Source organism: Priestia sp. D51 (assembly GCF_053345675.1).
Map to the genome: position 1 here is coordinate 474,657 of NZ_JBLTIR010000001.1, position 24,343 is coordinate 498,999.

At 39.2% G+C, this 24,343-nt stretch carries 26 protein-coding genes; 19 read left to right on the forward strand and 7 right to left on the reverse strand.

Annotated features, from left to right (window positions below; all coding sequences use genetic code 11):
• Positions 1-122 precede the first annotated feature (122 nt).
• The 4 genes from ACNHOZ_RS02525 (at position 123) to rnz (ending at position 5,881) form a co-directional block, all read left to right on the forward strand.
• On the forward strand, positions 123-1,754 hold the full coding sequence (locus ACNHOZ_RS02525; protein ID WP_098112926.1) for a PucR family transcriptional regulator: 1,632 nt from the start codon (positions 123-125) through the stop codon (positions 1,752-1,754).
• Positions 1,755-1,961: 207 nt separating this feature from the next.
• Positions 1,962-3,431, forward strand: a complete 1,470-nt coding sequence (locus tag ACNHOZ_RS02530) for a CoA-acylating methylmalonate-semialdehyde dehydrogenase (protein ID WP_099331272.1) — start codon at positions 1,962-1,964, stop codon at positions 3,429-3,431.
• A 93-nt stretch (positions 3,432-3,524) separates the two neighbouring features.
• On the forward strand, positions 3,525-4,883 hold the full coding sequence (locus tag ACNHOZ_RS02535; RefSeq protein ID WP_048019785.1) for an aspartate aminotransferase family protein: 1,359 nt from the start codon (positions 3,525-3,527) through the stop codon (positions 4,881-4,883).
• A gap of 68 nt (positions 4,884-4,951) precedes the next feature.
• Complete coding sequence (gene rnz, locus ACNHOZ_RS02540; RefSeq protein ID WP_048019786.1) at positions 4,952-5,881, forward strand: ribonuclease Z; 930 nt, start codon at positions 4,952-4,954, stop codon at positions 5,879-5,881.
• 28 nt (positions 5,882-5,909) lie between these two features.
• Here the strand turns inward: rnz and namA are convergent, their stop codons facing one another.
• Positions 5,910-6,926, reverse strand: coding sequence for an NADPH dehydrogenase NamA (namA, locus tag ACNHOZ_RS02545; protein WP_028411563.1), 1,017 nt, complete (start codon positions 6,924-6,926; stop codon positions 5,910-5,912).
• Between the two features lie 137 nt (positions 6,927-7,063).
• On the reverse strand, positions 7,064-7,912 hold the full coding sequence (gene proI / locus ACNHOZ_RS02550; protein WP_034270974.1) for a pyrroline-5-carboxylate reductase ProI: 849 nt from the start codon (positions 7,910-7,912) through the stop codon (positions 7,064-7,066).
• Positions 7,913-8,180: 268 nt separating this feature from the next.
• Here proI and ACNHOZ_RS02555 point away from each other — a divergent pair, with 268 nt between their 5' ends.
• Together ACNHOZ_RS02555 and ACNHOZ_RS02560 are read left to right on the forward strand one after the other, a co-directional pair.
• On the forward strand, positions 8,181-9,137 hold the full coding sequence (locus ACNHOZ_RS02555; protein WP_028411561.1) for an MBL fold metallo-hydrolase: 957 nt from the start codon (positions 8,181-8,183) through the stop codon (positions 9,135-9,137).
• Between the two features lie 23 nt (positions 9,138-9,160).
• Positions 9,161-9,955, forward strand: a complete 795-nt coding sequence (locus ACNHOZ_RS02560) for an SDR family NAD(P)-dependent oxidoreductase (protein WP_168761270.1) — start codon at positions 9,161-9,163, stop codon at positions 9,953-9,955.
• 73 nt (positions 9,956-10,028) lie between these two features.
• Here the strand turns inward: ACNHOZ_RS02560 and ACNHOZ_RS02565 are convergent, their stop codons facing one another.
• On the reverse strand, positions 10,029-10,244 hold the full coding sequence (locus tag ACNHOZ_RS02565; RefSeq protein ID WP_028410691.1) for a CDGSH iron-sulfur domain-containing protein: 216 nt from the start codon (positions 10,242-10,244) through the stop codon (positions 10,029-10,031).
• Positions 10,245-10,374: 130 nt separating this feature from the next.
• On the opposite strand from ACNHOZ_RS02565, the gene ACNHOZ_RS02570 reads away from it, so the two are divergent.
• Positions 10,375-10,713 carry an iron-sulfur cluster biosynthesis family protein gene (locus ACNHOZ_RS02570; protein ID WP_028411559.1) on the forward strand — a complete coding sequence of 113 codons (339 nt, stop codon included), beginning with the start codon at positions 10,375-10,377 and terminating at the stop codon, positions 10,711-10,713.
• Here the strand turns inward: ACNHOZ_RS02570 and ACNHOZ_RS02575 are convergent.
• Both ACNHOZ_RS02575 and ACNHOZ_RS02580 read right to left on the reverse strand, forming a co-directional pair.
• The gene (locus ACNHOZ_RS02575; protein ID WP_033579727.1) at positions 10,710-11,621 is read right to left on the reverse strand and encodes an alpha/beta hydrolase; all 912 of its coding nucleotides are present in this window, start codon (positions 11,619-11,621) and stop codon (positions 10,710-10,712) included. The genes ACNHOZ_RS02570 and ACNHOZ_RS02575 overlap by 4 nt on opposite strands.
• Before the next feature lie 68 nt (positions 11,622-11,689).
• Positions 11,690-12,586: a hydroxymethylglutaryl-CoA lyase gene (locus ACNHOZ_RS02580; protein ID WP_048019789.1), complete on the reverse strand. Its 897-nt coding sequence runs from the start codon at positions 12,584-12,586 to the stop codon at positions 11,690-11,692.
• A 177-nt stretch (positions 12,587-12,763) separates the two neighbouring features.
• Here ACNHOZ_RS02580 and ACNHOZ_RS02585 point away from each other — a divergent pair, with 177 nt between their 5' ends.
• The 4 genes from ACNHOZ_RS02585 to ACNHOZ_RS02600 all read left to right on the forward strand — a co-directional run bounded on the left by ACNHOZ_RS02585 (position 12,764) and on the right by ACNHOZ_RS02600 (position 15,881).
• Complete coding sequence (locus ACNHOZ_RS02585) at positions 12,764-13,951, forward strand: acetyl-CoA C-acetyltransferase (RefSeq protein WP_028411556.1); 1,188 nt, start codon at positions 12,764-12,766, stop codon at positions 13,949-13,951.
• A 238-nt stretch (positions 13,952-14,189) separates the two neighbouring features.
• Positions 14,190-14,879 (forward strand): CoA transferase subunit A, encoded by a 690-nt coding sequence (locus ACNHOZ_RS02590; protein ID WP_028411555.1) that lies wholly within the window; start codon positions 14,190-14,192, stop codon positions 14,877-14,879.
• Positions 14,880-14,899: 20 nt separating this feature from the next.
• Positions 14,900-15,568: a CoA transferase subunit B gene (locus tag ACNHOZ_RS02595; RefSeq protein ID WP_028411554.1), complete on the forward strand. Its 669-nt coding sequence runs from the start codon at positions 14,900-14,902 to the stop codon at positions 15,566-15,568.
• 64 nt (positions 15,569-15,632) lie between these two features.
• Positions 15,633-15,881 (forward strand): YqkE family protein, encoded by a 249-nt coding sequence (locus tag ACNHOZ_RS02600; protein ID WP_033579729.1) that lies wholly within the window; start codon positions 15,633-15,635, stop codon positions 15,879-15,881.
• Between the two features lie 27 nt (positions 15,882-15,908).
• On the opposite strand, the gene ACNHOZ_RS02605 is transcribed toward ACNHOZ_RS02600, so the two are convergent.
• Together ACNHOZ_RS02605 and mciZ are read right to left on the reverse strand one after the other, a co-directional pair.
• Positions 15,909-16,826, reverse strand: a complete 918-nt coding sequence (locus ACNHOZ_RS02605) for an aldo/keto reductase (RefSeq protein ID WP_048019790.1) — start codon at positions 16,824-16,826, stop codon at positions 15,909-15,911.
• 93 nt (positions 16,827-16,919) lie between these two features.
• Positions 16,920-17,087: a Z-ring formation inhibitor MciZ gene (gene mciZ, locus ACNHOZ_RS02610; RefSeq protein ID WP_033579730.1), complete on the reverse strand. Its 168-nt coding sequence runs from the start codon at positions 17,085-17,087 to the stop codon at positions 16,920-16,922.
• A 71-nt stretch (positions 17,088-17,158) separates the two neighbouring features.
• Here mciZ and ACNHOZ_RS02615 point away from each other — a divergent pair, with 71 nt between their 5' ends.
• From ACNHOZ_RS02615 to ACNHOZ_RS02650, 8 genes are all read left to right on the forward strand, one after another.
• Positions 17,159-17,710, forward strand: coding sequence for an NUDIX hydrolase (locus ACNHOZ_RS02615; protein ID WP_028411551.1), 552 nt, complete (start codon positions 17,159-17,161; stop codon positions 17,708-17,710).
• Positions 17,711-18,243: 533 nt separating this feature from the next.
• Positions 18,244-18,888 (forward strand): stage II sporulation protein M, encoded by a 645-nt coding sequence (spoIIM, locus tag ACNHOZ_RS02620; RefSeq protein ID WP_025750451.1) that lies wholly within the window; start codon positions 18,244-18,246, stop codon positions 18,886-18,888.
• Positions 18,889-19,000: 112 nt separating this feature from the next.
• The gene (gene fur, locus ACNHOZ_RS02625; protein WP_013059082.1) at positions 19,001-19,453 is read left to right on the forward strand and encodes a ferric iron uptake transcriptional regulator; all 453 of its coding nucleotides are present in this window, start codon (positions 19,001-19,003) and stop codon (positions 19,451-19,453) included.
• A 195-nt stretch (positions 19,454-19,648) separates the two neighbouring features.
• On the forward strand, positions 19,649-19,876 hold the full coding sequence (locus tag ACNHOZ_RS02630; protein WP_013059081.1) for a YqzK family protein: 228 nt from the start codon (positions 19,649-19,651) through the stop codon (positions 19,874-19,876).
• A gap of 6 nt (positions 19,877-19,882) precedes the next feature.
• Positions 19,883-20,776 carry a site-specific tyrosine recombinase XerD gene (xerD, locus tag ACNHOZ_RS02635; RefSeq protein ID WP_447697041.1) on the forward strand — a complete coding sequence of 298 codons (894 nt, stop codon included), beginning with the start codon at positions 19,883-19,885 and terminating at the stop codon, positions 20,774-20,776.
• Positions 20,777-20,973: 197 nt separating this feature from the next.
• Complete coding sequence (deoB, locus tag ACNHOZ_RS02640) at positions 20,974-22,155, forward strand: phosphopentomutase (RefSeq protein WP_048019791.1); 1,182 nt, start codon at positions 20,974-20,976, stop codon at positions 22,153-22,155.
• Between the two features lie 16 nt (positions 22,156-22,171).
• Positions 22,172-23,002, forward strand: a complete 831-nt coding sequence (locus ACNHOZ_RS02645; RefSeq protein ID WP_028411548.1) for a purine-nucleoside phosphorylase — start codon at positions 22,172-22,174, stop codon at positions 23,000-23,002.
• Between the two features lie 116 nt (positions 23,003-23,118).
• Positions 23,119-24,285 carry a D-alanyl-D-alanine carboxypeptidase family protein gene (locus ACNHOZ_RS02650; RefSeq protein ID WP_033579732.1) on the forward strand — a complete coding sequence of 389 codons (1,167 nt, stop codon included), beginning with the start codon at positions 23,119-23,121 and terminating at the stop codon, positions 24,283-24,285.
• Positions 24,286-24,343 lie beyond the last annotated feature (58 nt).

The following is a 24,343-nucleotide window of genomic DNA, read 5'->3' on the forward strand; positions in this document are numbered from 1 at the left end:
AGCTTTTTTCGTTTCTTTTATTAAATATTTTATTTCTTCTAAATATTTAATATAATGTAAGAAGATATAGCTTTTGTTCTACACATATGCGAAATACGCGTTAATGATCCAGGAGACATGATGTGAAATTCGCTAGGGGCGGTGTTGACTTGAAATCATATTTAACAGTAACAGAGATTTTAACAAGGAAACATTTTGTAAACTGTGAAGTAATAGCTGGAGAGAAAGGGCTTACTAATTCTGTGAAGTGGGTGCACGTGATGGAAGTGACGCGCATTAATGAGCTGCTAAAAGGAAACGAGCTCATTTTATCAACAGGGGTAGGCTGGGGAGAAGATCCTCAATCTTGTTTATCATTTCTTCAGCAATTAATTTCTTGTAAGGCATCAGGACTGTGTATTGAACTTGGCACTTATACTTCTAAGATTCCGCAAATTGTCATTGATAAAGCGAACGAATGTGATTTTCCGATTATTTTATTTCACGAAGAAGTTCCGTTCGTTGAAATTACGCAAGATGTTCACTCACTTTTAATTAATCAGCATTATCAAATGATTTCCGATTTAGAACAGTATTCTCATCGGCTAAATCAGCTGCTGTTAACAGTTAATGACCCGGCCGTTATCTTACAGTGTTTATATGAATCTACGGGGCTTCTTGTCGGCCTTAAAGTTTCAAATGAATTACTTACCTTTGCTCCGGAGATGGACTTACTCAAACAGCAGCTTCTACTTCATTATATAAGCAGGGAAAATGAGAGTCCGCATTTTACTGAGCAGCCTATTCATTTATTAGGACAAGATTATGCTCAGCTGTATGTCGCCTCTATAAATGAAGCGTTAACAGAACTTGAAGTGCTCACCGTTGATCGGACGGCAACTGCACTTGCTCAGCATTTTTTGAAGGACTTGTATGTCGAAGAGAAAAAAAGAGTAGATGAAACTGAATGGATGACGAAATGGATGAACGGAGAGCTAACTCTTGAACAAATAAAAGATTCTATGCACGAGGTGTGTTCAGATTCTCCTATTCGCGGGGGTATCGTTGTTTGCTGTAAGTGGCAAAGACGGGAAAAGTTTGATCGAACGTATTTTAAGCTGATCTTACGAAGCATCTTTGAACAAGAAGGCTTTCACTTATTAGTCTCCGAGCGAAATCGCGAAGTGTTATTTATTCTTTTGAACAAACGAATGGTTAGCACGTGGAGAGAGAGATTAGAAAGCAGCCTTCACCGCTGGATGAATCAATACGAATCGGATGAAAACTCAAAGCGGAACGCTATTAGCTTTATCGGAATTGGCCAATACTGTGAACAGCTTGACTGTATGCATAAAAGCTATGAAACGGCTAAAGAAACAATTTCGATTCAAGAAATGCTGCAAAAACAAACCATTATTCATTTTTATGATGATTTGCATATGTACCGAATTATTTCGCTTTTACATCAGCATGAAGACTTACAGGAAGTGGTGTTTGAATATCTGCAGCCCGTTATTACATATGATGAAACGTACAATGCAAAACTCATGGAAACATTAAAAATTTATTTAGCATGCAACGGATCTAAACAAGAGACGGCTAAGCGTTTATACATTGTGCGGCAAACGCTGTATCACCGCATTGAAAAACTAGAAAAGCTGCTGGGTGAAGATTTTATGGAGCCGGAAAAACGATTGGCGATTGAATTTATGATTATGGCATATGAATATTTGTTTATGATGAAAAAGTCGCGTGCGGAATTTATAAACGGATAAGTAAGCAGCTGGAAACAGCTGTTTTTTTATGCTGAGGATGATTTTACTATATGTTCATTTTAGTTCATGCTTTCTCCGAGTTCACTGCGCAAAATGTGAAACGAGAATCTAGAGTTGTTTCACATTTTGTCTAATGCAACCACCATTTATTTATTCAATAATAAAGGTAGATTTGTCATTTCTTATTTTTTGAGGAGGCCAAGCGATATGTCAGTTGTGAATAATGATACGCAAGTTTTAAAAAATTACGTGGGCGGAAAATGGGTTGATACGGCAGGGCAAAAATTTGGAGAGGTAATTAATCCATCGACGGGCGAAGTAATTGCAAAAGTACCGCTTTCTACAAAAGAAGACGTAGCCAATGCGGTGGAAACAGCGCAAAAAACATTTGAAACATGGCGTAACGTTCCTGCTCCAAAACGAGCAAGATTAATGTTTGCGTTTCAGCATCTACTAGTTAAGCATCACGAAGAGTTAGCGAAATTAGTTGTACAAGAAAACGGCAAGGCTTTTAAAGAAGCTTACGGTGAAGTACAGCGCGGTATTGAATGCGTGGAGTTTGCTGCGGGTGCTCCTACTTTATTAATGGGAGAGTCATTAAATAACATAGCGGAAGAAATTGATTCTGAAATGTTCCGTTTCCCACTTGGTGTTGTCGGAGGCATCACACCTTTTAATTTTCCAATGATGGTACCGCTGTGGATGTTCCCGCTTGCCATTGTATGTGGAAATACGTTTGTATTAAAACCGTCTGAGCGAACGCCGCTTTTAGCAACGCGACTTGCTGAACTTTTTACAGAAGCAGGAGCACCGGATGGATTATTAAATATTGTACACGGGGCACATGATGTCGTGAATGGATTAATAGAGCACGAAAAAGTTAAAGCGATTTCATTCGTCGGATCGCAGCCGGTAGCAAAGTATGTTTATGAACAAGCTGCAGCTCAAGGGAAACGAGTTCAGGCTTTATCCGGAGCTAAAAACCATCATGTTGTGATGCCAGACTGCGATATGGATAAAGCGGTATCCCATATTATCAGCTCGGCTTATGGAAGTGCCGGCCAGCGATGCATGGCGTGCAGCGCCGTGGTCGTAGTTGGTGAAAAAGGCGATGAATTCGTCGCAAAATTAAAGCAAAAAGCAGATGAATTAATTATGGGAAGCGGCTTTGATGATGAAGTGCTTCTAACGCCCGTGATTCGAAAAGAGCACCGTGATAAGGTGCTGGATTATATTGAACTTGGCATGAAAGAAGGGGCGGAACTCATTCGTGACGGACGTAAAGAAATGGATGAGCATACGGAAGGCAACTTCTTAGGGGCAACCATTTTTGACCGCGTAACTCCTGATATGACCATTGCTAAAGAAGAGATTTTTGCACCTGTACTAAGCTTGCTTCGCGCTGACACATTAGATGAAGCACTTCGCTATATGGAAAAATCTCGTTTTGGAAATGGAGCAACGATTTATACAAAAGATGCAAAAGCCGTGCGTCAATTTAGAGAAGAAGCAGATGCGGGTATGCTCGGCATTAACGTAGGAGTACCTGCTACCATGGCTTTCTTCCCATTCTCCGGCTGGAAAGACTCTTTTTATGGAGATTTGCATGTAAACGGCAAAGACGGTTTGAACTTCTTTACACGTAAAAAGATGGTTACATCACGCTTTGACTTTTAACATATAGATGAATATAGCAAGTGGCTTCGGCATTTTGTCGAAGTCTTTTCATACAGAAAAAAATAACGCGCTAGCGATTTGGGAGTGGATAAGATGGTACAGGTCAGTCAAAATGAAAAAGATCTGCGTGCAAAAGATGAGCAGTATGTATGGCATGGAATGAAACCATACAGTCCGGATGCAACGATGGTAGCTACAAAAGCAAAAGGTGCTTGGATTACAGATGAACAAGGAAATCGCTATTTAGATGCAATGGCAGGGCTTTGGTGTGTAAATACCGGGTATGGACGGGATGAATTAGCGCTTGCAGCTTACGAGCAGCTAAAAGAACTGGCTTATTTTCCACTTACGCAATCTCACGTACCTGCTATCAAACTAGCAGAGAAGCTAAATGAAATGCTAGGTGATGACTATGTTATCTTCTTTTCAAATAGCGGATCTGAAGCAAATGAAACGGCTTTCAAAATTGTGCGTCAATACCATCAGCAAAAAGGAGAGCACTCCCGCTACAAGTTTATTTCGCGTTACCGAGGGTATCACGGAAATTCAATGGGCGCACTAGCAGCAACGGGCCAAGCTCAGCGTAAATATAAATATGAACCGCTTGCTCCTGGCTTTATTCACGTTGCGCCGCCTGATTCATACCGAGGGCAAGATGACTACCATGCGCCAAAAGAGAAGCTTCAATCTGTAAAAGATATTGACAATGTCATGACGTGGGAGCTAAGCGAAACGATTGCCGCTGTTATTATGGAGCCAATTATTACAGGTGGAGGAATTCTTTTACCGCCTCAAAATTATATGAAAGGCGTAAAAGAAACGTGTGAAAAACACGGTGCACTTCTAATTGTAGATGAAGTTATTTGCGGCTTTGGACGTACAGGAGAAGCCTTTGGTTTTATGAACTACGATGTAAAACCAGATATCATTACCATGGCAAAAGGAATTACAAGCGCATATCTTCCGCTCTCGGCAACTGCTGTTAAAAAAGAAATCTATGAAGCGTTCAAAGATAGCGATCAGTACGAGTATTTTCGCCACGTTAATACATTTGGAGGAAGCCCGGCTGCGTGTGCACTGGCATTAAAGAATTTAGAAATTATGGAAAGAGAAAATCTGTTTGATCGTTCTAAACAGCTCGGGGCTTACGTATTAAGTGAGCTAACGCCGCTTATTGATAGCCACCCATACGTTGGAGATGTAAGAGGTAAAGGGCTTTTAATCGGAATTGAACTTGTAGCTGATAAGCAAACGAAGGAACCGCTAGACGTTAATCTTGTAAATGAAGTGATTGCTAAATGTAAAAGCAAAGGAGTCATTATTGGGAAAAATGGAGCAACGGTAGCCGGCTATAATAATGTTCTCACGCTCTCGCCGCCGCTCAACATTGAGGAAAGTGATATTGAGCTGTTATTAGCTACTATTACGTATGCGCTTGACAGCATCAAATAGGTAAGTTTGCAAAAAGCCTGTATAATATACTTACAGGCTTTTTGTGCGTGTGAAGGAGGAAGTAGAAAATGGAATTGTTATTTTTAGGAACGGGTGCAGGAGTACCGGCAAAACAGCGGAATGTTTCATCTCTTGCGCTCGAACTTTTGCAAGAAAGAGGGGCGGTGTGGCTTTTTGATTGCGGAGAAGCAACGCAGCATCAAATTTTACATACAACCGTTAAACCGAGACGAATTGAAAAAATTTTTATTACGCACCTTCACGGTGATCATATTTATGGCTTACCTGGACTCCTTGGAAGCCGTTCGTTTCAAGGCGGAGAATCGCTGCTTACTGTATACGGGCCAAAAGGAATTAAAGAATTTATTGAAGTCACGCTTGCTGTAAGTCAAACTCATCTGCAATATCCTCTAGAGGTTGTTGAAATAGAAGAGGAAAGTGAAAGTGGAACGATTTTTGAAGATGAAACTTTTTCAGTGGAGTTTGGCAAACTTGAACATGGCATTTTATCTTATGGATATCGCGTTGTCGAAAAAGATTTGCCAGGGTCACTGGACGTTCAGCGTTTAAGAGAAATGAATATTCCCCCAGGGCCTCATTATCAGCAGTTAAAAGAAGGGAAAGAAGTAGTATTAAAAGATGGGCGTCTAATCAATGGACAAGAGTTTGTAGGAGAACCTAAAAAAGGGAAGGTCATCACGGTTTTAGGAGATACAAGAAGGTGCACGCAAAGTGTTCAGCTTGCTATGCATGCGAATGTGTTAATCCATGAAGCTACGTTTGCAGCGGGAGACGAGGAGCTTGCTTACAACTATTTTCATTCTACTGCAACAGAAGCTGCTGAAATTGCTAAAACAGCATCGGCCGAGCGTCTTATTTTATCTCATATCAGTTCGCGTTACCAAGGAGACGCAGTCAGCCAGTTAGCAGAAGGAGCAAAAGAAATTTTTCCGAATACCGATATAGCAGAAGACTTAAAAAGGTTTACGATTTCATAAAAAAAGACGAGGATATCCTCGTCTTTTTTTACCATCCGCGTTCGTACTGAACGGGTGCTGAAAGTGTTTCATTTAATTCTTTTGCCGCCGTGCGCGGGAAGTACGGATCGCGCAGAAGTTCGCGCGCAACAAAAATTAAATCAGCGCGTTCGCTTTGTAAAACCTCTTCAGCTTGTCGTCCAGTTGTAATTAATCCAACTGCGCCTGTATCAATATTTGCCTGCTGCTTAATTTTATCTGCAAACGGAACTTGATAGCCAGGGTATACGTTAATTGGAGCATGTACAAGAGCACCGGAACTAACGTCAATTAAGTCGACGCCTTGTTCTTTCATCCATTTTGCAAATACAACGTGATCATCGACTGTTAATCCGCCTTCTGTATAGTCAGAAGCAGAAACACGGACAAATAAAGGACCGTCCCACTCTGTTTTCACAGCGTCAATAATTTCCTTTAAGAAACGATAGCGGTTTTCTGCGCTGCCGCCATATTCGTCGCTGCGTTTATTGCTTAGCGGTGATAGGAATTGATGTACTAAATAACCGTGTGCCGCGTGAAGCTCGATAATATCAAATCCAGCTTCCTTTGAGCGTCGGGCGCTTTCTTTAAAGGCAGAAATCGTTTCATGAATTTGTTCTGTGGTCATTTCCACAGGTTTTTTACTTTTATCATCAAAAGCAATCGCAGAAGGAGCATAAATATCGCCTTCAACAGTTGCTTTACGTCCTGCGTGTGCAAGTTGAATGGCCGTTTTTGCACCGTTTTCTTTTAGCTGTGTCACAAGTTTTGTTAATCCATCTCTTTGCTCATCATTCCAAATCCCTAAGTCTTGAGCTGAAATACGACCTTGTGGGACGACAGCTGAGGCTTCAACCATAATGAGACCTACTTGTCCAACCGCGCGAGTTGTGTAGTGAACCATATGAAAGTCGGTTACTACTCCGTCTTCTTTTTCGCATGAATACATGCACATTGGTGACATTACAATTCGGTTTTTTAATGTTACGTCTTTCACTGTATAAGGTGAAAATAGTTTTGTTGTCATTCGGTTTAACCTCCAATTATTTCGATACTCTAAACAAAAGTTATTATATCACCGCATTGAAATATCTTTCACATAATCTGCTTATCCATTTTTAATCATAAAAAAACCTCTTTCTTTTTTTAGAAAGAGGTGAACCTTTACGAACGTTTACTCGAGATTTTTTCGTCAATCGTATCTCCTAAATATTTAGAGCGAATGGTAGCTTGTTCAATACACTGCATCATCGCTTCTTGGAAGTTATGAGAAATAAGCTGTTCGATTCCTGCTTCTGTTGTACCGCCAGGACTCATAACTTCTTTTCGAAGTACGGCCGGTGTTTTAGGTGACTGTTTCAGCATTTCTGCAGCACCGATAAGCGTTTGAAGAATTAGTTCATTTGACACTGACGTATCCAAGCCTTGTTTTTCAGCTGCTTTTTCCATTGCTTCTACTAGATAATAGACATACGCTGGGCCGCTTCCAGATAGTCCTGTTACAGCGTGAAGCTGCTCTTCCTCTACAGTTGTAACCGTACCAATCGTTTCAAATAAAGCAGTAGTAACGTTCATATGCTCCGCTGTAGCAAACTTCCCGGGTGCAATGGCTGTAGCCGATAATCCAATAGAAGCAGATGTATTTGGCATAGCTCTTACAACCGCTACTTCTTGGTCAAACAAGTTTACAATTGTGGCAGTCGATACACCCGCTAAAACAGAGAGAACGAGGTGATGGGGACGAATATAGGACTTAATCGTATTGATGCTTTCGGCTACGTCTTTTGGTTTAATAGCAAGCACGACGATATCGCTTTTTTCTATTAACAAGGCATGATTACGCGTAATGTTAATTCCATAGGCGTTTCGAAGTTCGTGAAGTCTTTTATCGCTGCTATGATTTGTTACGGTGATTTGATTGGGGCGAAGCTTTTTATCTGACAGCAGCCCTGAGATCATGGCTTCAGCCATTGATCCAGCTCCAATAAAGGCGATGTTTAAATCCGTTTTCATTAAAATTTCCTCCAGTCATTTGCTATCCAATGAAAACAGATACTGAAATTTCAGTATCTGTTAAAGGTTTGTGTTTGTGTATCTCTTCTTTATAAAATGCATAGTTATCTAAAGATATGAATAAAACTTCACTATATTTCTGTCATTATGCAATGAAAAAGAGAGGGATGTCAATGTAATTTTCAGAAAACGAAAGCAATTGTATAAATAAGGGGAAAAATCGTGTAAACTTAAAAGAAAATGCGATGGTAAAGGAGCAAAAATACAGATGAATGAGCAATTGTATAAAATTGTGCTGCCTACTCCTTTTGCGGTAGGAGATGTGAATGTTTTTGTTATAAAAGGTCAGACCGTTACGCTAATCGATGCTGGTATTAAAACGGAGGCAGCGTGGTCTGTATTTAAAGAAAAGCTTAATGAAATAGGATTAAAACCAGATGATATTAAACAAGTTGTCCTAACTCATCACCATCCTGATCACGTAGGAATGCTTGATTTTTTTGATAAAGATATCGCCATAGTCGGTCATGCGAAAAATCAGCCTTGGATCTCTCAGAATCCGGATTTTTTTGAGTGGTACGATGCGTTTTTTGAAGATCACTTTATGAAAGCGGGTGTAGATGAAAGATTTCGCCCCTATTTAAAACGTTTAAAAGCATCAATGAAGTATTCATGTCACCGTTCTCTTACAACTTCTGTGCAGGAAGGAGATTACATTCCGGGCCTAGAGAGTTGGAAAGTGCTTGAAGTGCCCGGTCATGCTCAAAGCCATATTGCATTATACAATGAAAAAACAGCGGTTATGATTGGAGGAGATTTGCTGTTAAAGCATATTTCATCTAATCCGCTTATTGAACCTCCTATGAAACCAAGCGGCGAGCGGCCTAAAACGCTTCTTCAATATAATCATTCGTTAAGACGTCTGCTTGACTTAGAGATAAGCTGTATCTATACAGGTCATGGAGATGAAGTATTACATGTCCGTGAACTTGTACAAGAGAGGTTACAAAAGCAAAGCGACCGAGCGGATAAAGTGCTTAGCATGATAAAAGAACGCCCTCAAACAGCGTTTGATATTTGCAAACAGCTATTTCCTACTATTTATGAAAAAGAACTAGGGCTAACTCTTTCTGAAACAATTGGTCAGCTCGATTTTTTAGAAGATGCAAATAAAATCAGTACACATGAAAAGGAAAGTACGCTTATTTATTCTGTGTGCTCTTAACTTACAAAAAAGGTGTGTTATATTTGAAATCCTCGTTAAAGAACCAACATGTCGTGATTACAGGCGCTTCAGGAGGTCTTGGAGAACATTTAGCTTATGAAGTGGCCAAAAGAGGGGGCGTCCCCGTTTTACTTGCACGTACAGAAGAAAAGCTGCAGCGAGTAGCTGAGCAAATTAATCAAAAGTATGGGATTACCTCTTACATATATAAAGCTGACGTAGCGAACGTAGAGGAAGTCATAAGTGTTGTTCAGAAAATGATAAGTGAAATTAAGCGTGTTGATGTGCTGATTAATAATGCAGGCTTTGGTGTATTTGAAGAAGTGAAAGAAGCATCCATTTCGACAATTGCATCAATGTTTCAAGTCAATGTTATTGGATTAATTGCATGTACACAAGAAATTTTAGCTTATATGCTAAAAGAAAACAAAGGACATATTATTAACATTGCTTCTCAAGCAGGCAAACTGGCAACGCCTAAATCCAGTGGCTATTCAGCTTCTAAACATGCCGTGCTAGGGTTTACCAACAGCCTGCGAATGGAATTAGCAAAAACGGATATCTATGTAACCGCAGTGAATCCAGGTCCTATTCAAACCAACTTTTTTTCAATAGCGGATCAGTCAGGAAACTATGAAAAAAGTGTAGAAAAGTTTATGTTAAAACCTCAATACGTAGCTGAAAAAACGGTCAATATTATTGGGAAACCAAAACGAGAAGTCAACTTGCCTAAGTGGATGAACATGGGTTCGAAGGTGTATCAGCTTGCCCCGGGGCTCGTAGAAAAATTGGCAGGGGATGCGTTTAATAGAAAATAACCTGTGCTTTAATCACAGGTTATCAATGTTTTTCGTTAATGCTTTCGTTCAGTAAAGCTGTATTTCTATGAATCTACTGCTCGTCTAAAACTTTTGCAGCGCGCACACAAGAGTCGAATTTTCCTTTATGATTTCCGTCGCAAAAGGGCATCTTTTGCGACTGGCCACATCGGCATAGTGAAAATGTCGGCTTTGTTTCAAATTTATTGCCGTCTGCATCAATTAATTCAACGTCTCCAGTGACACGGAAAGAACCGTTATCCATTACTTTAATTTGTACTTTTGACATAGAAAAACCTCCTTTTTGTACACACCTATATGAAGCGCCAGAGTTTAATGAAAGCAAGATGTGTATTATACTCATTATATAAGCAATTTTCGTTTGTTTATACAATTAGTTTAAAAGGAGTTAAAGGAAAATGAATATTACCTTTACAGATAAAGCAATAACAAAAATACAAGAAAAGTACGGAAAAGATTCTTCACTATATTTAAAATTGAAATACGATACGGATGGATGCGGCTGTGTGGTGAGCGGTGTAACGACGCTATGGATTGTTGATGAAAAAGAGAGCGATGATGTGACCATCGAGACGAACTTTGTTCCCGTTCTTGTCGAAAAAACAAAGCAAGTATTTCTAGATGATAATATGACGGTTGACTACAATGAAAGTGCATATGCGTTTATGCTAAAATGTCCTTCTCAAATTTTAAATCCGCGCATGTCATTCATCGATAAAACAAAAGAAGCGCTTTAATGCGCTTCTTTTTGTATTTTTTCTAAAAATGATTCAATAACTTGTTCATATTCCCCTGGATTATCAGCATACGAGCGGGCATGAGTGCCTACAGGTGCCAAATACATCCGTTTTGCACCCATTTTTTTGGCATGCAGCTGCTCCGTCATTTTAGGAAGAATATAGTCATCTTCTTTACTATGGATAAACAGAACAGGATGTTTTATTTGATCTACGACTGAAATGGGGGATACGTCTTTAAATGAATAGCCTTCTCGCCATTTTAAAATAATATTGGCTGCTGGCATCACAAGCTGTTTGGGCAGATGGAAATCTTGTTTTAAGCGATAGGCAAGAAGTTCTTCCAAGTCTGAAAAAGGGCAGTCGACAATATAAAAATCAGCTCCGTCTTCCATTCCAGCATACAAAAGAGTGGTCGCAGCTCCCATAGACTCCCCGTGAATCCCAAGGGAAATAGTTGAACCGAATTGTTCTTTTACCCAGTGAACAACAGATTGAAGGTCCAGCTTTTCATAATAGCCGTAGCTCGTTGTTTTCCCTTCAGACTTGCCGTGACGGCGATGATCATAAAGAACGACGTTCCATCCAAGCTTCAGAAAAAGCCGAGCATATTTCATAGAATTCAGTGAATGAACTGTGACTCCATGCGAAAGAATCATAAATCGGTTGTGATCGTGTTGTTTAATAACGGTCCCAGCTATGTTATAGCCTAGAGAAGAAGGAAGTACAAATGCTTCTTTAGGAAGAGTGCTATAGACTTTCTCATCATAAAAGCCATCTTCCGTATCGCGGTCAATAATAACTTTGTCGGTCTTTTTACGGATGTACATCATTTGATTTGTAAAAAAGATGCCAAGAGCGGCAAATGCTCCGAGAACGCTTCCTACTAATAATAGCCATTTTTTCATGATTAGCGGCTCCTTTTGTTAATATAGCTATTAGTTATTATAGCATCGCTCTCATAAAAACCTAATTTTTAACGCTGTGCAAATAAAGAGTATTGCTTGCTTTCAATCGGTCTTGAAATGTAAGGAGCGATAAAATCGACCGCTTCGAGCAGCTTTTCTTCATTAATAGAAGTGGAAATACCCATTTCATGAAGCATAAAGACAAGATCTTCGGTAGCTACGTTTCCCGTTGCTCCCTTAGCAAATGGACATCCTCCTAGCCCGCCAGCGGATGAATCGAACCTGTTAATACCGGCTTGCAGAGCTGCATAGATATTTGCAATAGCCAATCCTCTCGTATCGTGAAAGTGCGCAGCAAGTAGCGTGTGGGAAAAACTTTGTTTTAATTTCGAGAAAAGTGAAAATACATCTTTAGGATTTGCCATGCCAATTGTATCGGCAACGCTTAGCTCATCTACTCCAGCTTCCACAAAGCTTTCGCAAAGGCTCAGCACGTCACGTTCATTTATTTTTCCTTCATATGGGCAATAAAAGGCGGTGGAAATGCAGGTGCGAATAAAACATTCTTGCTGCTTAAGCTGCTGAATGAGAGGAAGCAGCGTTTGAACAGCTTCTTCGGTGTTTTTGTTAATATTTTTTTGATTAAAAGTATCGCTTACGCCAATAAAAAGCGCAACCGAGCGGCAATCAGCTTGCAGTGCCTTTTCCAAGCCTTTTTGATTCGGCACCAGTACAATGTTTCGGCATGTATCAGGCTGGAATATAGGTGCAATAGTAGAAGCATCTTTCATTTGAGGAACCCATTTTGGAGAAACAAAGGATGTAATTTCGATTTCAGATAGTCCAGCATCTTTTAATTTTTTGATAAAATTAATTTTTTTATCAGTTGGAACAAAATTTTTTTCATTTTGAAGTCCATCTCGTGGACCAACTTCTATAATTGTTACTTTTTCAGGAAATCCCATAAACCGCTCTCCTCCCACAATGTAAACGCTTACTAATATTTATTTTAATTCTAAAAAATTAAAATTCAATAAAAATTATAAATTTTTACAAAAAAAGAGGAATTTCGCAAGCGATGTCGAAATTAATACAAGTGACAGTTAATCACAGTAATCAAACAGTAAGGAGAGGTTTTCGACATGGGTCAAACAGAAGTAGTCATTGTAAGCGCTGTACGTACAGCAATCGGCAGCTTTGGGGGAAGCTTACAAAATGTATCCGCAACAACTTTAGGTGGTACTGTAATCAAAGAAGCTTTAAACAAAGCAGGGGTATCAGCAAACGAAGTAGATGAAGTTATTATGGGAAATGTCTTACAAGCAGGTTTAGGACAAAATCCAGCACGACAAGCAACTTTAGCAGCAGGGTTACCTGAAACTGTTTCAGCATTAACCATCAATAAAGTATGCGGATCAGGACTAAAAGCAGTACATCTCGCTACACAGGCGATTCTTGCTGGGGATGCTGATGTGATTGTTGCTGGTGGAATGGAAAACATGAGCCAAGCACCATACCTATTAAAAAATGCACGCAACGGGTTTAAAATGGGCGATCAAAAAGTAGTCGACAGCATGATCCAAGATGGATTATGGTGTGCATTTAACGACTACCATATGGGCGTTACAGCTGAAAACCTGTGTGATAAATATGAAATTACTCGCGACGAACAAGATGCATTTGCAGCTTCAAGTCAGCAAAAAGCAGAAGCAGCTATTCAATCTGGCCGTTTCGCAGATGAAATTGTGCCAGTAGAAGTGCCTGGAAGAAAAGGCCAAGTAACAATTTTTGAACAAGATGAGTTCCCACGCGCAGGCACAACGGCTGAAAGTCTAGGAAAGCTACGTCCAGCTTTCAAAAAAGACGGTTCAGTAACAGCTGGTAATGCATCTGGTATCAATGACGGTGCAGCTGCAGTAGTGGTAATGAGCCGTAAAAAAGCAGACGAGTTAGGCCTAACACCATTAGTGTCTATTAAAGCTAATGCAACTGCTGGAGTAGACCCAAGCATTATGGGAATCGGTCCTGTAAGCGCAGTGAAAAAGGCGCTTGAAAGAGCTGCTGTTTCATTAGAAGACGTTCAACTAGTAGAAGCAAACGAAGCATTCGCTGCACAGTCAATCGCTGTGGATCGTGAACTTCAATTTAACCATGATATTTTAAATGTAAACGGTGGAGCAATTGCGCTTGGACATCCTATTGGTGCAAGTGGTACACGTGTCCTGGTTTCACTTATTCATGAAATGCAAAAACGCGACGCAAAACTTGGTTTAGCAACGTTATGTATTGGCGGAGGCCAAGGTGTTGCAACAATCGTTGAACGTCCTTAATTTTTGATATAGCTTTAACAAACATTAAAGCTATATCACAACGCCACAGATTCCAAACATACTGCTTTGGAACTCGTGGCGTTTTTGTTTTTCTTTGAATTTTGTCTACTAATATAACTTTTTTGACAAAAAAATGATTAAATTATAATTTTTAGTTATATATATATTTAAAAAGAAATAAAAATCTTTTATAATAGATTAGAAAGCGTTTTCAAAAATAACGAAGGGGTGGTTATGTATGAAACAAGTACATACGTCGTTTAAAGAAGCGGTGAAAGATATTCACGACGGTGCTACGATGATGGTCGGTGGTTTTGGTTTATGTGGAATTCCGGAGAATTTGATTTTAGCGTTAGTTGAAACGGGGGTAAAAGATTTAACCGTAATCTCAAATAACTGCGGCGTAGACGACTGGGGACTTGGACTGCTTCTGAAAAACAAACAAATTAAAAAGATGATTGGCTCTTACGTGGGAGAAAATAAAGAGTTTGAAAGACAAGTATTGTCAGGAGAAATTGAAGTAGAATTGCTACCTCAAGGCACGCTAGCTGAAAAGATTCGCGCCGGCGGAGCGGGCATACCTGCATTTTATACACCAGCGGGAGTGGGAACACCCATTGCTGAAGGAAAAGAAGTTCGTGTGTTTGATGGGAAAGAATATTTACTAGAAGAGGCGTTAAAAGCTGATTTTAGTTTGGTTAGAGCTTGGAAAGCCGATCATATGGGGAATTTAGTGTATAACAAGACAGCGCGCAATTTCAGCCCAATGATTGCAGCAGCAGGAAAAGTGACGATAGCAGAAGTAGAGGAACTTCATCCAACAGGTTCACTTGATCCAAATATTATCCACACACCTAGTGTATATGTTCAATCGTTAATTATTGGTGAACAAGAAAAACGTATTGAGCGTTTAACCGTTCAAAAATAACAAAAGGGGAGAGATTTTTCATGATTGAAAACGGCGTGAACGTGAGAGAGCGAATTGCAAAACGTGCTGAAAAAGAAATTTTGGACGGATTTTATGTAAACCTTGGAATTGGTATTCCAACGCTTGTGGCTAATCATATCTCAGATAATAAAACGGTTGTGCTTCAGTCCGAAAACGGTCTGTTAGGCATTGGACCATATCCGAAAGAAGGAGAAGTAGATCCTGATTTAATTAATGCAGGCAAAGAAACCGTAACGGCGACAAAAGGGGCTTCTTACTTCGACAGTGCTGAATCGTTTGGCATGATTCGCGGAGGGCATATTAATATTGCGATTTTAGGAGGCATGGAAGTCTCAAAAACTGGTGACTTAGCTAACTGGATGATTCCTGGAAAAATGATTAAAGGAATGGGCGGTGCAATGGATTTAGTTCATGGAGCGCAGCGCATCATTGTTATTATGGAACATGTGACGAGAAAAGACCAACCTAAAATCTTAAATGAGTGCACCCTCCCTCTGACAGGAAAAGGGGTAGTAGATCGTATTATTACAGATCGAGCGGTAATTGACATTACGGCAGAAGGCCTAAAACTTGTCGAAGTAGCGAAAGGCTATACGGTAGAAGATATTCAACAGTCTACAGAGCCAACTTTAATCATTGATGAACATGTAAAACTAGATGCATTTTGATTTTTGGTAACAAAAGCAAGAATATGATACAATATCTCTCAATTAAAGTAGCGGGGGAATTGTGATGGCTAAAAAAAAGCAAAAACAATCAGCACAAAAACAAAATGATCAGCTCAGTATCAAAGATCAGCTAAATGATAGCTTATTAAAACAGCTTCAGGCTAAAAAACAGGCGCTTTCTTTAAAAGAAGAAGAGCAGAAAGAAACAGAACGTAAAGAAGCTGCTCGAATTCGAAAAGAAAAAGAAAAAAATAAATCGTTTGAAGAACTGTTAAATGAAAGTGATATGAACTGGTCCGAGTTTAAAAAATAAAAGCGCCGATAAAGGCGCTTTTATTTTTTAACGATGAGCTTCATATTGATTTGCTTTAAAAATCGAGTGCAGCTTGCTCACTTCAGTAGGCTGTAGCGGGGAGGTCTCGACAGCCTTTACGTTTTCACGAAGCTGTGAAGAAGAGCTTGCTCCTGCTACAACTGAGGCTACCGCAGGATTAGCTAAACAGTATTGAAGTGCAGTTGAATTCAGAGAGTGATTTGGTCGTACGTGACGAAATGCTTCAATCGTTTTTGATAATTCCGTACCGCTATAGTCTAAGTATCCCTTACCTTCGAATGCAGCAAGCTTTTGCTCTCCGTTTTCGGTTAGCAGCCCTTTGGCTACTGGACCTCTGGCTACAACGCTAATGCCGTTATCGTGCAAAAGGGGAAGTGCACTTTCTTCAGGACGTCTGTCTAACAAGCTGTATTGCATCATGACACTGACAATAGAAGAGTTTTGCACATACTCTCGAATCACATTCGGGCGGATAGATGAAATACCATAGTAGCGAATGACGCCTTCTTGTTTTAATTCTTCAAATGCTTCAATCGTTTCTTCAATATTGTCTTCAACAGTCCCTCCGTGCAGTTGATATAAATCGATGTAATCCGTTTGAAGCCGGCGCAGGCTTTCTTTTACTTCATCTTTTATGTAAGCTTTAGACGGATCCCACGTCCAGCTGTCTTTTGCATCATTCCAGCGATTTCCTACTTTTGTGGCTAAAACAATATCATGTCTGCGGTTTTTTAAAGCTTGTCCCACAAACTCCTCGTTTAAGCCAAAGTCATATAAATCTGCTGTATCAAAATAATTAATGCCATATTCCAGAGCTTCATCAATCATATTGACAGCGTGTTTCTGTTCCGTGCCAAGAGACATGCATCCTAAACCTAATGTACTGACCAGCAAATCTGAAGTACCTAAGCGTCTTTTTTCCATATATGCCACTCCTTATTTTTTACTTGTTTCTATCTATTGTAGCGCTATGATAGAGAGAAACTCAAATAAGAAGATTAAAAAACTGCAGCACAATTAGTGTCTGCAGTCTGCTTGTTGTTTGTAAGAATTAAAATTTTGAGAGATAGCGTTCGTCCACTCATCAACATACTGAAATTGTTCGCCGTATTCTTTTAACTTTTGCTTAATTTCCCATGCTTTACCGACTAAAATGATTTGCTTCTCGTGAACATAAACTTTCATTTTTTCTACCTCCCAAGATTCGTATGATAGAATATATGTAAGAGTCAAAAAAATAGAACGAGGTGGAGAAAATGGATCATTTAACAGAAAAAATGCGGTCTTCTGAAAAGCTGTTTGGAGGCAGAGTGATTGATTTGTACTTAGAAGAAGTAGAGCTTCCGAACGGAAAAACGAGTACAAGAGAAGTAGTTAAGCATCCTGGAGCTGTCGCTGTCATTGCGTTAACAAGCGATCATAAAATGGTTATGGTCAAACAGTATCGCAGACCGATGGATCGTATTTTAGTGGAAATTCCAGCCGGCAAGCTGGAAAAAGGAGAAGAGCCGATTGTAACGGCAAAACGTGAGTTAGAAGAAGAAACGGGCTATACAACAGATTCCCTTAGCCATATTATTTCTTTTTACACATCGCCAGGTTTTGCAGATGAGTTGGTTCACGTTTATTTAGCAGAAGATTTAAAAGTGATGACCACCAAAGCGGAATTGGACGAAGATGAATTTGTTGAAGTGATGGAAGTTACTGTAGATGAGGCCCTTACTCTTATTCAAAACAAAGAAATTTACGATGCAAAAACAGCATATGCTGTGCAGTACTTACAGTTAAAAAGCGGATTAGGAGAGTAAGAGAGTTTTTTCTTTTACATACGTACAGCAATCTAGCAATTTAGAGGTTTACATTGAAACGTCATTTGATGTGAGAAAAAACAGGCATGCGCGTATCTCTAGGTTAAAAAATGTGTGACAACCATATATTAGTTGAAGAAAAATCCGAACGATAAATAGAGATTCTTGATTTAGAATCAAATTCGTTCGGATTTTTTTAAGTTGATGGTGAACGTAGCTTTCATTTATGTAGTTGGTTCTAGCGGTTGATTGGAGGTCAAGGCGAAGACTCCTGCGGGAAAAGCGGAATAGGTGAAACCCCGCAGGAGCGTACGGGACGAGGAGGCTCACCGGCCGCCCGCGGAAAGCGAAGCCTTGCATGAAAATCAACAGCGGTGTCACAAGCTGTCCATACTATCTCATTTGTTCTTATTTAGATTAGATTAATTTCATTATGTCTTAATCTCTTTTTTATGTGATAGATTTAAAAGATTCTTGGCATAGTTTTTGTACTCTATCATACACTCTATTAAGCGATTAATAGGAGGAAGACGATGAGAAAAAAACAATTGCCATTATCGTATGCAAGACATTTTCAAGAAAACAGTTCTATTTATTTATTTGTAACCGTGCTGTTTTTAATGGGAATCATTTTTGGGGCTATTGTTGTAAATAGTTTGACGCTTGATCAAAAAGAAGACCTGTACTTCTATTTAAACCGGTTTTTCGGACAGGTAAAGAGTGGGGAAGTAGCAAGCAGCGTTGAAATGTTTCAGCAAAGTTTTTTTCACAATGTTAAATACTTAGGGCTCATTTGGATACTAGGAATTGCTATTATTGGTTTGCCTGTAGTGTTAATTCTGCTGTTTTTAAAAGGAATGGTGATTGGTTTTACCGTAGGCTTTTTAGTCAATCAAATGGGACTCTCTGGGTTTGCGCTATCTTTTGTATCTGTTATGCCGCAAAATATCTTTCTCATACCGGCATTTCTGATTCTGTCTGCAGCTTCAGTTGCCTTTTCTTTGAAGCTCGTGCGGCAGCAGTTTTTTAAAAAAGCAGCGGAGCCTATTTCTGCATCCTTTTTACGCTATAGCGGCACGATGATTGCAATGATATGCTTGGTTGCCTGTGCAGCTACAGTTGAAGCTTATGTATCACCTACTTTAATGAAAAGTGTAATGGCTCTATTAAATAAGTAAGAATAAGTATTAAATAAAAAGAATTCTTTTTTCTTATTAAGAATAACTTTATTTTGACACCCTCGACACATCTGATATAATGGATTAGTGAATGGCGAGGGAGGGAATAATTATGGAAAGTCGAATTGAGCGAATTAAGCAGCAGTTGCACTCAGCTAGCTATAAATTGACACCTCAACGTGAGGCGACTGTAAGAGTACTTCTTGAACATGAAGAGGATCATTTAAGTGCCGAAGATGTATATCTCCTCGTCAAGGAAAAGTCTCCGGAAATTGGATTGGCAACTGTTTATCGTACGTTAGAATTGTTAACTGAACTTAAAATTGTTGATAAAATAAACTTTGGCGATGGCGTTTCTCGCTACGATTTAAGACAAGAAGGAGCCGCACACTTTCATCATCACCTTGTGTGTATGGAATGTGGATCTGTGGACGAAATTCAAGAAGATTTGCTTGAAGACGTTGAAGAAATTGTGGAAAAGCAATGGAATTTTAAAATTAAAGATCACCGCTTGACATTTCATGGCATTTGCCATCGCTGTCAGGATAAAGAAGACAAGCAGTAAAAGCCTTTTCCATAATGGAGAAGGTTTTTTGTTGTACATAAATAGAAAAAATAACGAGGTTACAAGCTATATGGTTTTATAGAAAGGAAGGAAATGACAAGGAGAGAACTCAGCGTATAAAGGCAAGAAACATGTATAAAACCTGTCCCAATTGGCATATCTTCTAATAGAATCAAAAATTGGAGGAATTGTTTCATGAAATCATGGGCTGAAATGGTATATAATACATGTAAAGTATTTATCTTATTTACCGGGTTTACTCTTTTGTTTTATTTTGGAATGATATGGGTATCTCAAGAGTATCAAAATTATAAACGTTATGATGAGCCGTCGGGTTCAGCAGTTAAAGTCATGCAAGCAAGTGTGAACAAAGATCAGACGTGGCTGGAGCGTTTATTTATGTTTTATCAAAACGGGGAGTAGAGGCTATTGAATGATCAAATTCAAGATTTTATTCATTATTTAGTAGTAGAGCGGGGACTGGCGAAAAATACGATTGATTCGTATGAACGAGATTTAAAAAAGTATGCTCAATATTTAGAGCATGTAGAGCAGCTGAAATCATTTAATGAAGTAACAAGACTCCACATCGTTAATTTTCTGAAATATTTAAGTGATCAGCAAAAGTCATCTAAAACGATTGCGAGACATGTGGCTTCAACTAGATCTTTTCATCAATTCTTACTAAGAGAAAAAGCAGCGGATACAGATCCATCCGTTCATATTGATACTCCGCAGCTTGAGCGCAAGCTGCCAAAAGTGCTAAATGCAGAGGAAGTAGAGGCGCTGTTGAATGTGTTTGATACTTCGACGCCTTTTGGCATACGAGACAAAGCGATGCTTGAATTGCTTTATGCTACTGGAATTCGTGTATCTGAACTCGTTAACTTAAATATTGATGATGCACATTTGACGATGGGATTTATTCGGTGTATCGGAAAAGGGAATAAAGAAAGAATTGTCCCCATCGGAAGGTTGGCAACAGAGGCGATTGAAGAGTACTTACAGCATGGCCGGAGTATTTTAACAAAGCAAAAGGAACAGGACAAAGCACTTTTTGTTAATCATCATGGAAGGCGCTTGACAAGGCAGGGGTTTTGGAAAATATTAAAAAAGTTAGCTTCTGAAGCAAAAATTGAAAAAGAAATAACTCCACATACGTTACGCCATTCGTTTGCTACTCATTTGTTAGAGAACGGCGCGGATTTGAGAGCTGTTCAAGAAATGCTCGGGCATGCGGATATTTCGACCACTCAAATTTATACACATGTCACAAAAGCTCGTTTAAAAGATGTATACAATCAGTTTCACCCGCGAGCGTAGGAAGATCCCAATGTCCAGTAAGTTCATAGACATTGGTTTTTTTGATTGAGAACACTTTCATTCCTGTGTACAAAAAAATAAAAAGCGTCTATACTAATAGAGAGGTCAGACTTCTGACCAATAAGAGAAGATGGTTAAATTATTTCCAAACGGGAATTTTATAGAGAATAAATAAATTGATATTTGGAGGGAATAAAATGGCGCATACATATAAACGCGTATTTTTAGTTGTCATGGATTCAGTAGGTATCGGTGAATCACCGGATGCTGAAAAATACAATGATAAAGGTGCCGATACGTTTGGTCATATTGCAGAACACTGCAACGGTCTTCATATGCCTAATATGGCTAAGCTTGGTCTAAGCAATATCCGTGAAATTAAAGGAATTGATAGAGCCGAAAAGCCGCTCGCTTACTATACAAAAATGCAGGAAGCTTCTGCCGGAAAAGATACAATGACAGGTCATTGGGAAATTATGGGCCTTAATATTGATACGCCTTTTAATGTGTTTCCAGACGGATTTCCAGAAGAGCTGATTTCACAATTAGAAGAAAAAACAGGCCGTAAAATTATTGGGAACAAACCAGCATCTGGTACAGAAATTTTAGATGAGCTAGGAAAACAGCATATGGAAACAGGTGACTTAATCGTCTATACATCAGCGGATTCTGTTTTGCAAATTGCTGCTCATGAAGAAATTGTTCCAATTGATGAATTGTACAAAATTTGTGAGATTGCTCGTGAATTAACGCTTGATGATCCATATATGATTGGACGTGTTATCGCTCGCCCGTTTTTAGGTGAACCAGGTAACTTCACTCGTACATCCAATCGTCATGACTATGCATTAAAGCCTTTTGGACGTACAGTAATGAATGAATTAAAAGACAATGACATCGATGTTATTGCTATTGGTAAAATTTCTGATATTTACGACGGAGAAGGGGTCACAAAATCTCTTCGTACCAAGTCGAATATGGACGGCATGGATAAGCTAGTTGATACATTAAACATGGACTTCACAGGCTTGAGCTTCTTAAATTTAGTTGATTTTGATGCTCTCTATGGCCATCGCCGCGATCCACAAGGATATGGGCAAGCGCTTGAAGAATATGATGCACGCTTGGAAGAAGTATTTGATTTATTAAAAGAAGATGATTTATTGATTATTACAGCTGATCATGGAAATGACCCTGTTCATCATGGGACAGACCATACGCGTGAATACGTGCCGCTTCTTGTGTACAATAAAGGCATGAAAGAAGGAAAAGAACTTTCTATTCGTCAAACGTTTGCGGATATTGGCGCAACGGTAGCAGAAAATTTTGGCGTAGCAATGCCTAAGCATGGAAAAAGTTTTTTACAAGAGCTGAATTAAGCAGGGGGAATGGAGTATGAAAAAAGAATATATCGAAAAAGCAGCAGCATATATTAAAAATCAATCAGCTGTTACACCAACCATTGGTCTTATTTTAGGTTCTGGACTAGGGGTATTAGCTGACGAAATTGAAGGCGCGGTAAAAATTCCGTACAACGACATTCCTGAGTTCCCGGTTTCAACAGTTGAAGGTCACGCTGGTCAATTAGTCATTGGCACCATTCATGACGTACCGGTTGTAGCTATGCAAGGACGTTTTCACTTTTATGAAGGGTACGCCCTTGATAAAGTAACATTTCCAGTGCGCGTAATGAAAGAAATCGGTGTAGAAACGTTGATTGTAACGAATGCAGCAGGCGGAGTAAACGAATCCTTTAATCCAGGAGACTTAATGATTATTTCTGATCATATTAATAACTTTGGAACGAACCCTTTGATTGGACCTAATGACTCTGATTTTGGCGTAAGATTCCCGGATATGTCAACTGCTTACTGCAAGGACCTTCGTCAATTAGCGAAGAAAGTAGGAGCTGATTTAAATATCGCCTTACAAGAAGGTGTATATGTAGGAAATACAGGTCCAACATATGAAACGCCTGCTGAAGTACGCATGCTTCGCATTATCGGGGGAGACGCGGTCGGTATGTCTACAGTACCAGAAGTTATTGTAGCACGCCATGCAGGTATGAAAGTACTGGGTATTTCTTGTATTTCTAATATGGCAGCTGGTATTTTAGATCAGCCTTTAAATCATGAAGAAGTGATTGAAACGACTGAAAAAGTAAAACAGCAGTTTTTATCGCTTGTAAAAGAAGTAGTAAAGCAACTTCCAGCTGATCAAAAATAAGAAGAAAATATGACTTCAAGCATCGAGAATTTCTCGATGCTTTTTTTATTTCGTTTAGTATAAATCGATTATACCTTGGAAAAAATAGGTTGTATAAAGAATGGAGGTTTGTGGAGATGAAGCGAACTATTGTAAAGTTACTCGTTGTCATATTTTTATTTCCACTTATGACGCAACCTGTTTTAGCCGCAGAAAAAAAGAGTTCTGAGCTTGCTGACAGTGCTAGGTCAGCTATTTTAATTGAACGGGATACAGGAAAAATTCTATACGAAAAAAATAGTAATCAAGAACTTCCCCCTGCCAGTATGACTAAAATTATGACAATGATTTTAATTATGGAGGCTTTGGATAAAGGGAAAATTACCTTAAAAGATAAAGTGCGAGCAAGTGAATATGCCGCTTCAATGGGAGGCTCACAAATCTTTTTAGAGCCCGGAGAAGAAATGACGGTAAATGATTTGCTAAAAGGGATTGCGATAGGTTCTGGTAACGATGCTTCTATGGCAATGGCTGAATATTTAGCTGGATCAGAAGAAAAATTTGTAGCAAAGATGAACCAAAAAGCGAAAGAGCTTGGTTTGACTCATACAAAATTTCAAAATCCGACAGGCCTGCCTGTAGAAAATCACTATAGTACAGCTCATGATATGGCCATGATGGGCAGAGAGCTACTAAAGTATGAAAAAATTATTAACTATACAAGTAAATACGAAGCTTATTTACGCACGGATACAGATAAGAAGTTTTGGTTAGTAAATACGAATCGCTTAGTGAAGTTTTATCCCGGGGTTGATGGACTCAAAACGGGATTTACAGGTCAAGCTAAGTATTGCCTAACAGCTACCGCTAAAAAGGGAAATATGCGTGTGTTAGCGGTTGTATTCGGTGCAAGCACGCCAAAAGATCGCAATAATCAAGTAACCAAAATGTTAGACTACGCATTCAGTCAATATACAACGAAGCCTTTATACAAAAAAGGAGACGTTATTGCCAAGATAGATGTAAACAAGGGTAGTGAAGATCAGGTAACAGCCGTTACGTCAGAGCCTATTTCTGTTTTATTGAAAAAAGGAAATGCAGCCAAAGATGTTAAAACAGAAGTGAAAATGAACGAGAAGTTAAATGCGCCTATTCAAAAAGGCGACAAAATTGGAACGTTGACCATTAAGAAGGATAACAAAGTAATGAGTTCTTCACCGCTTCTTGCAAAAGAAGATATCGATGCTGCTTCTTGGTGGAAGCTATTTAAACGTACGTTCTCTATTTTCTCTCAAACATCTTAAACAGCTAAATGTGACGAAATAGAACTAGTTTTGTCGGTGAGAAGGATTCTATTCTGTT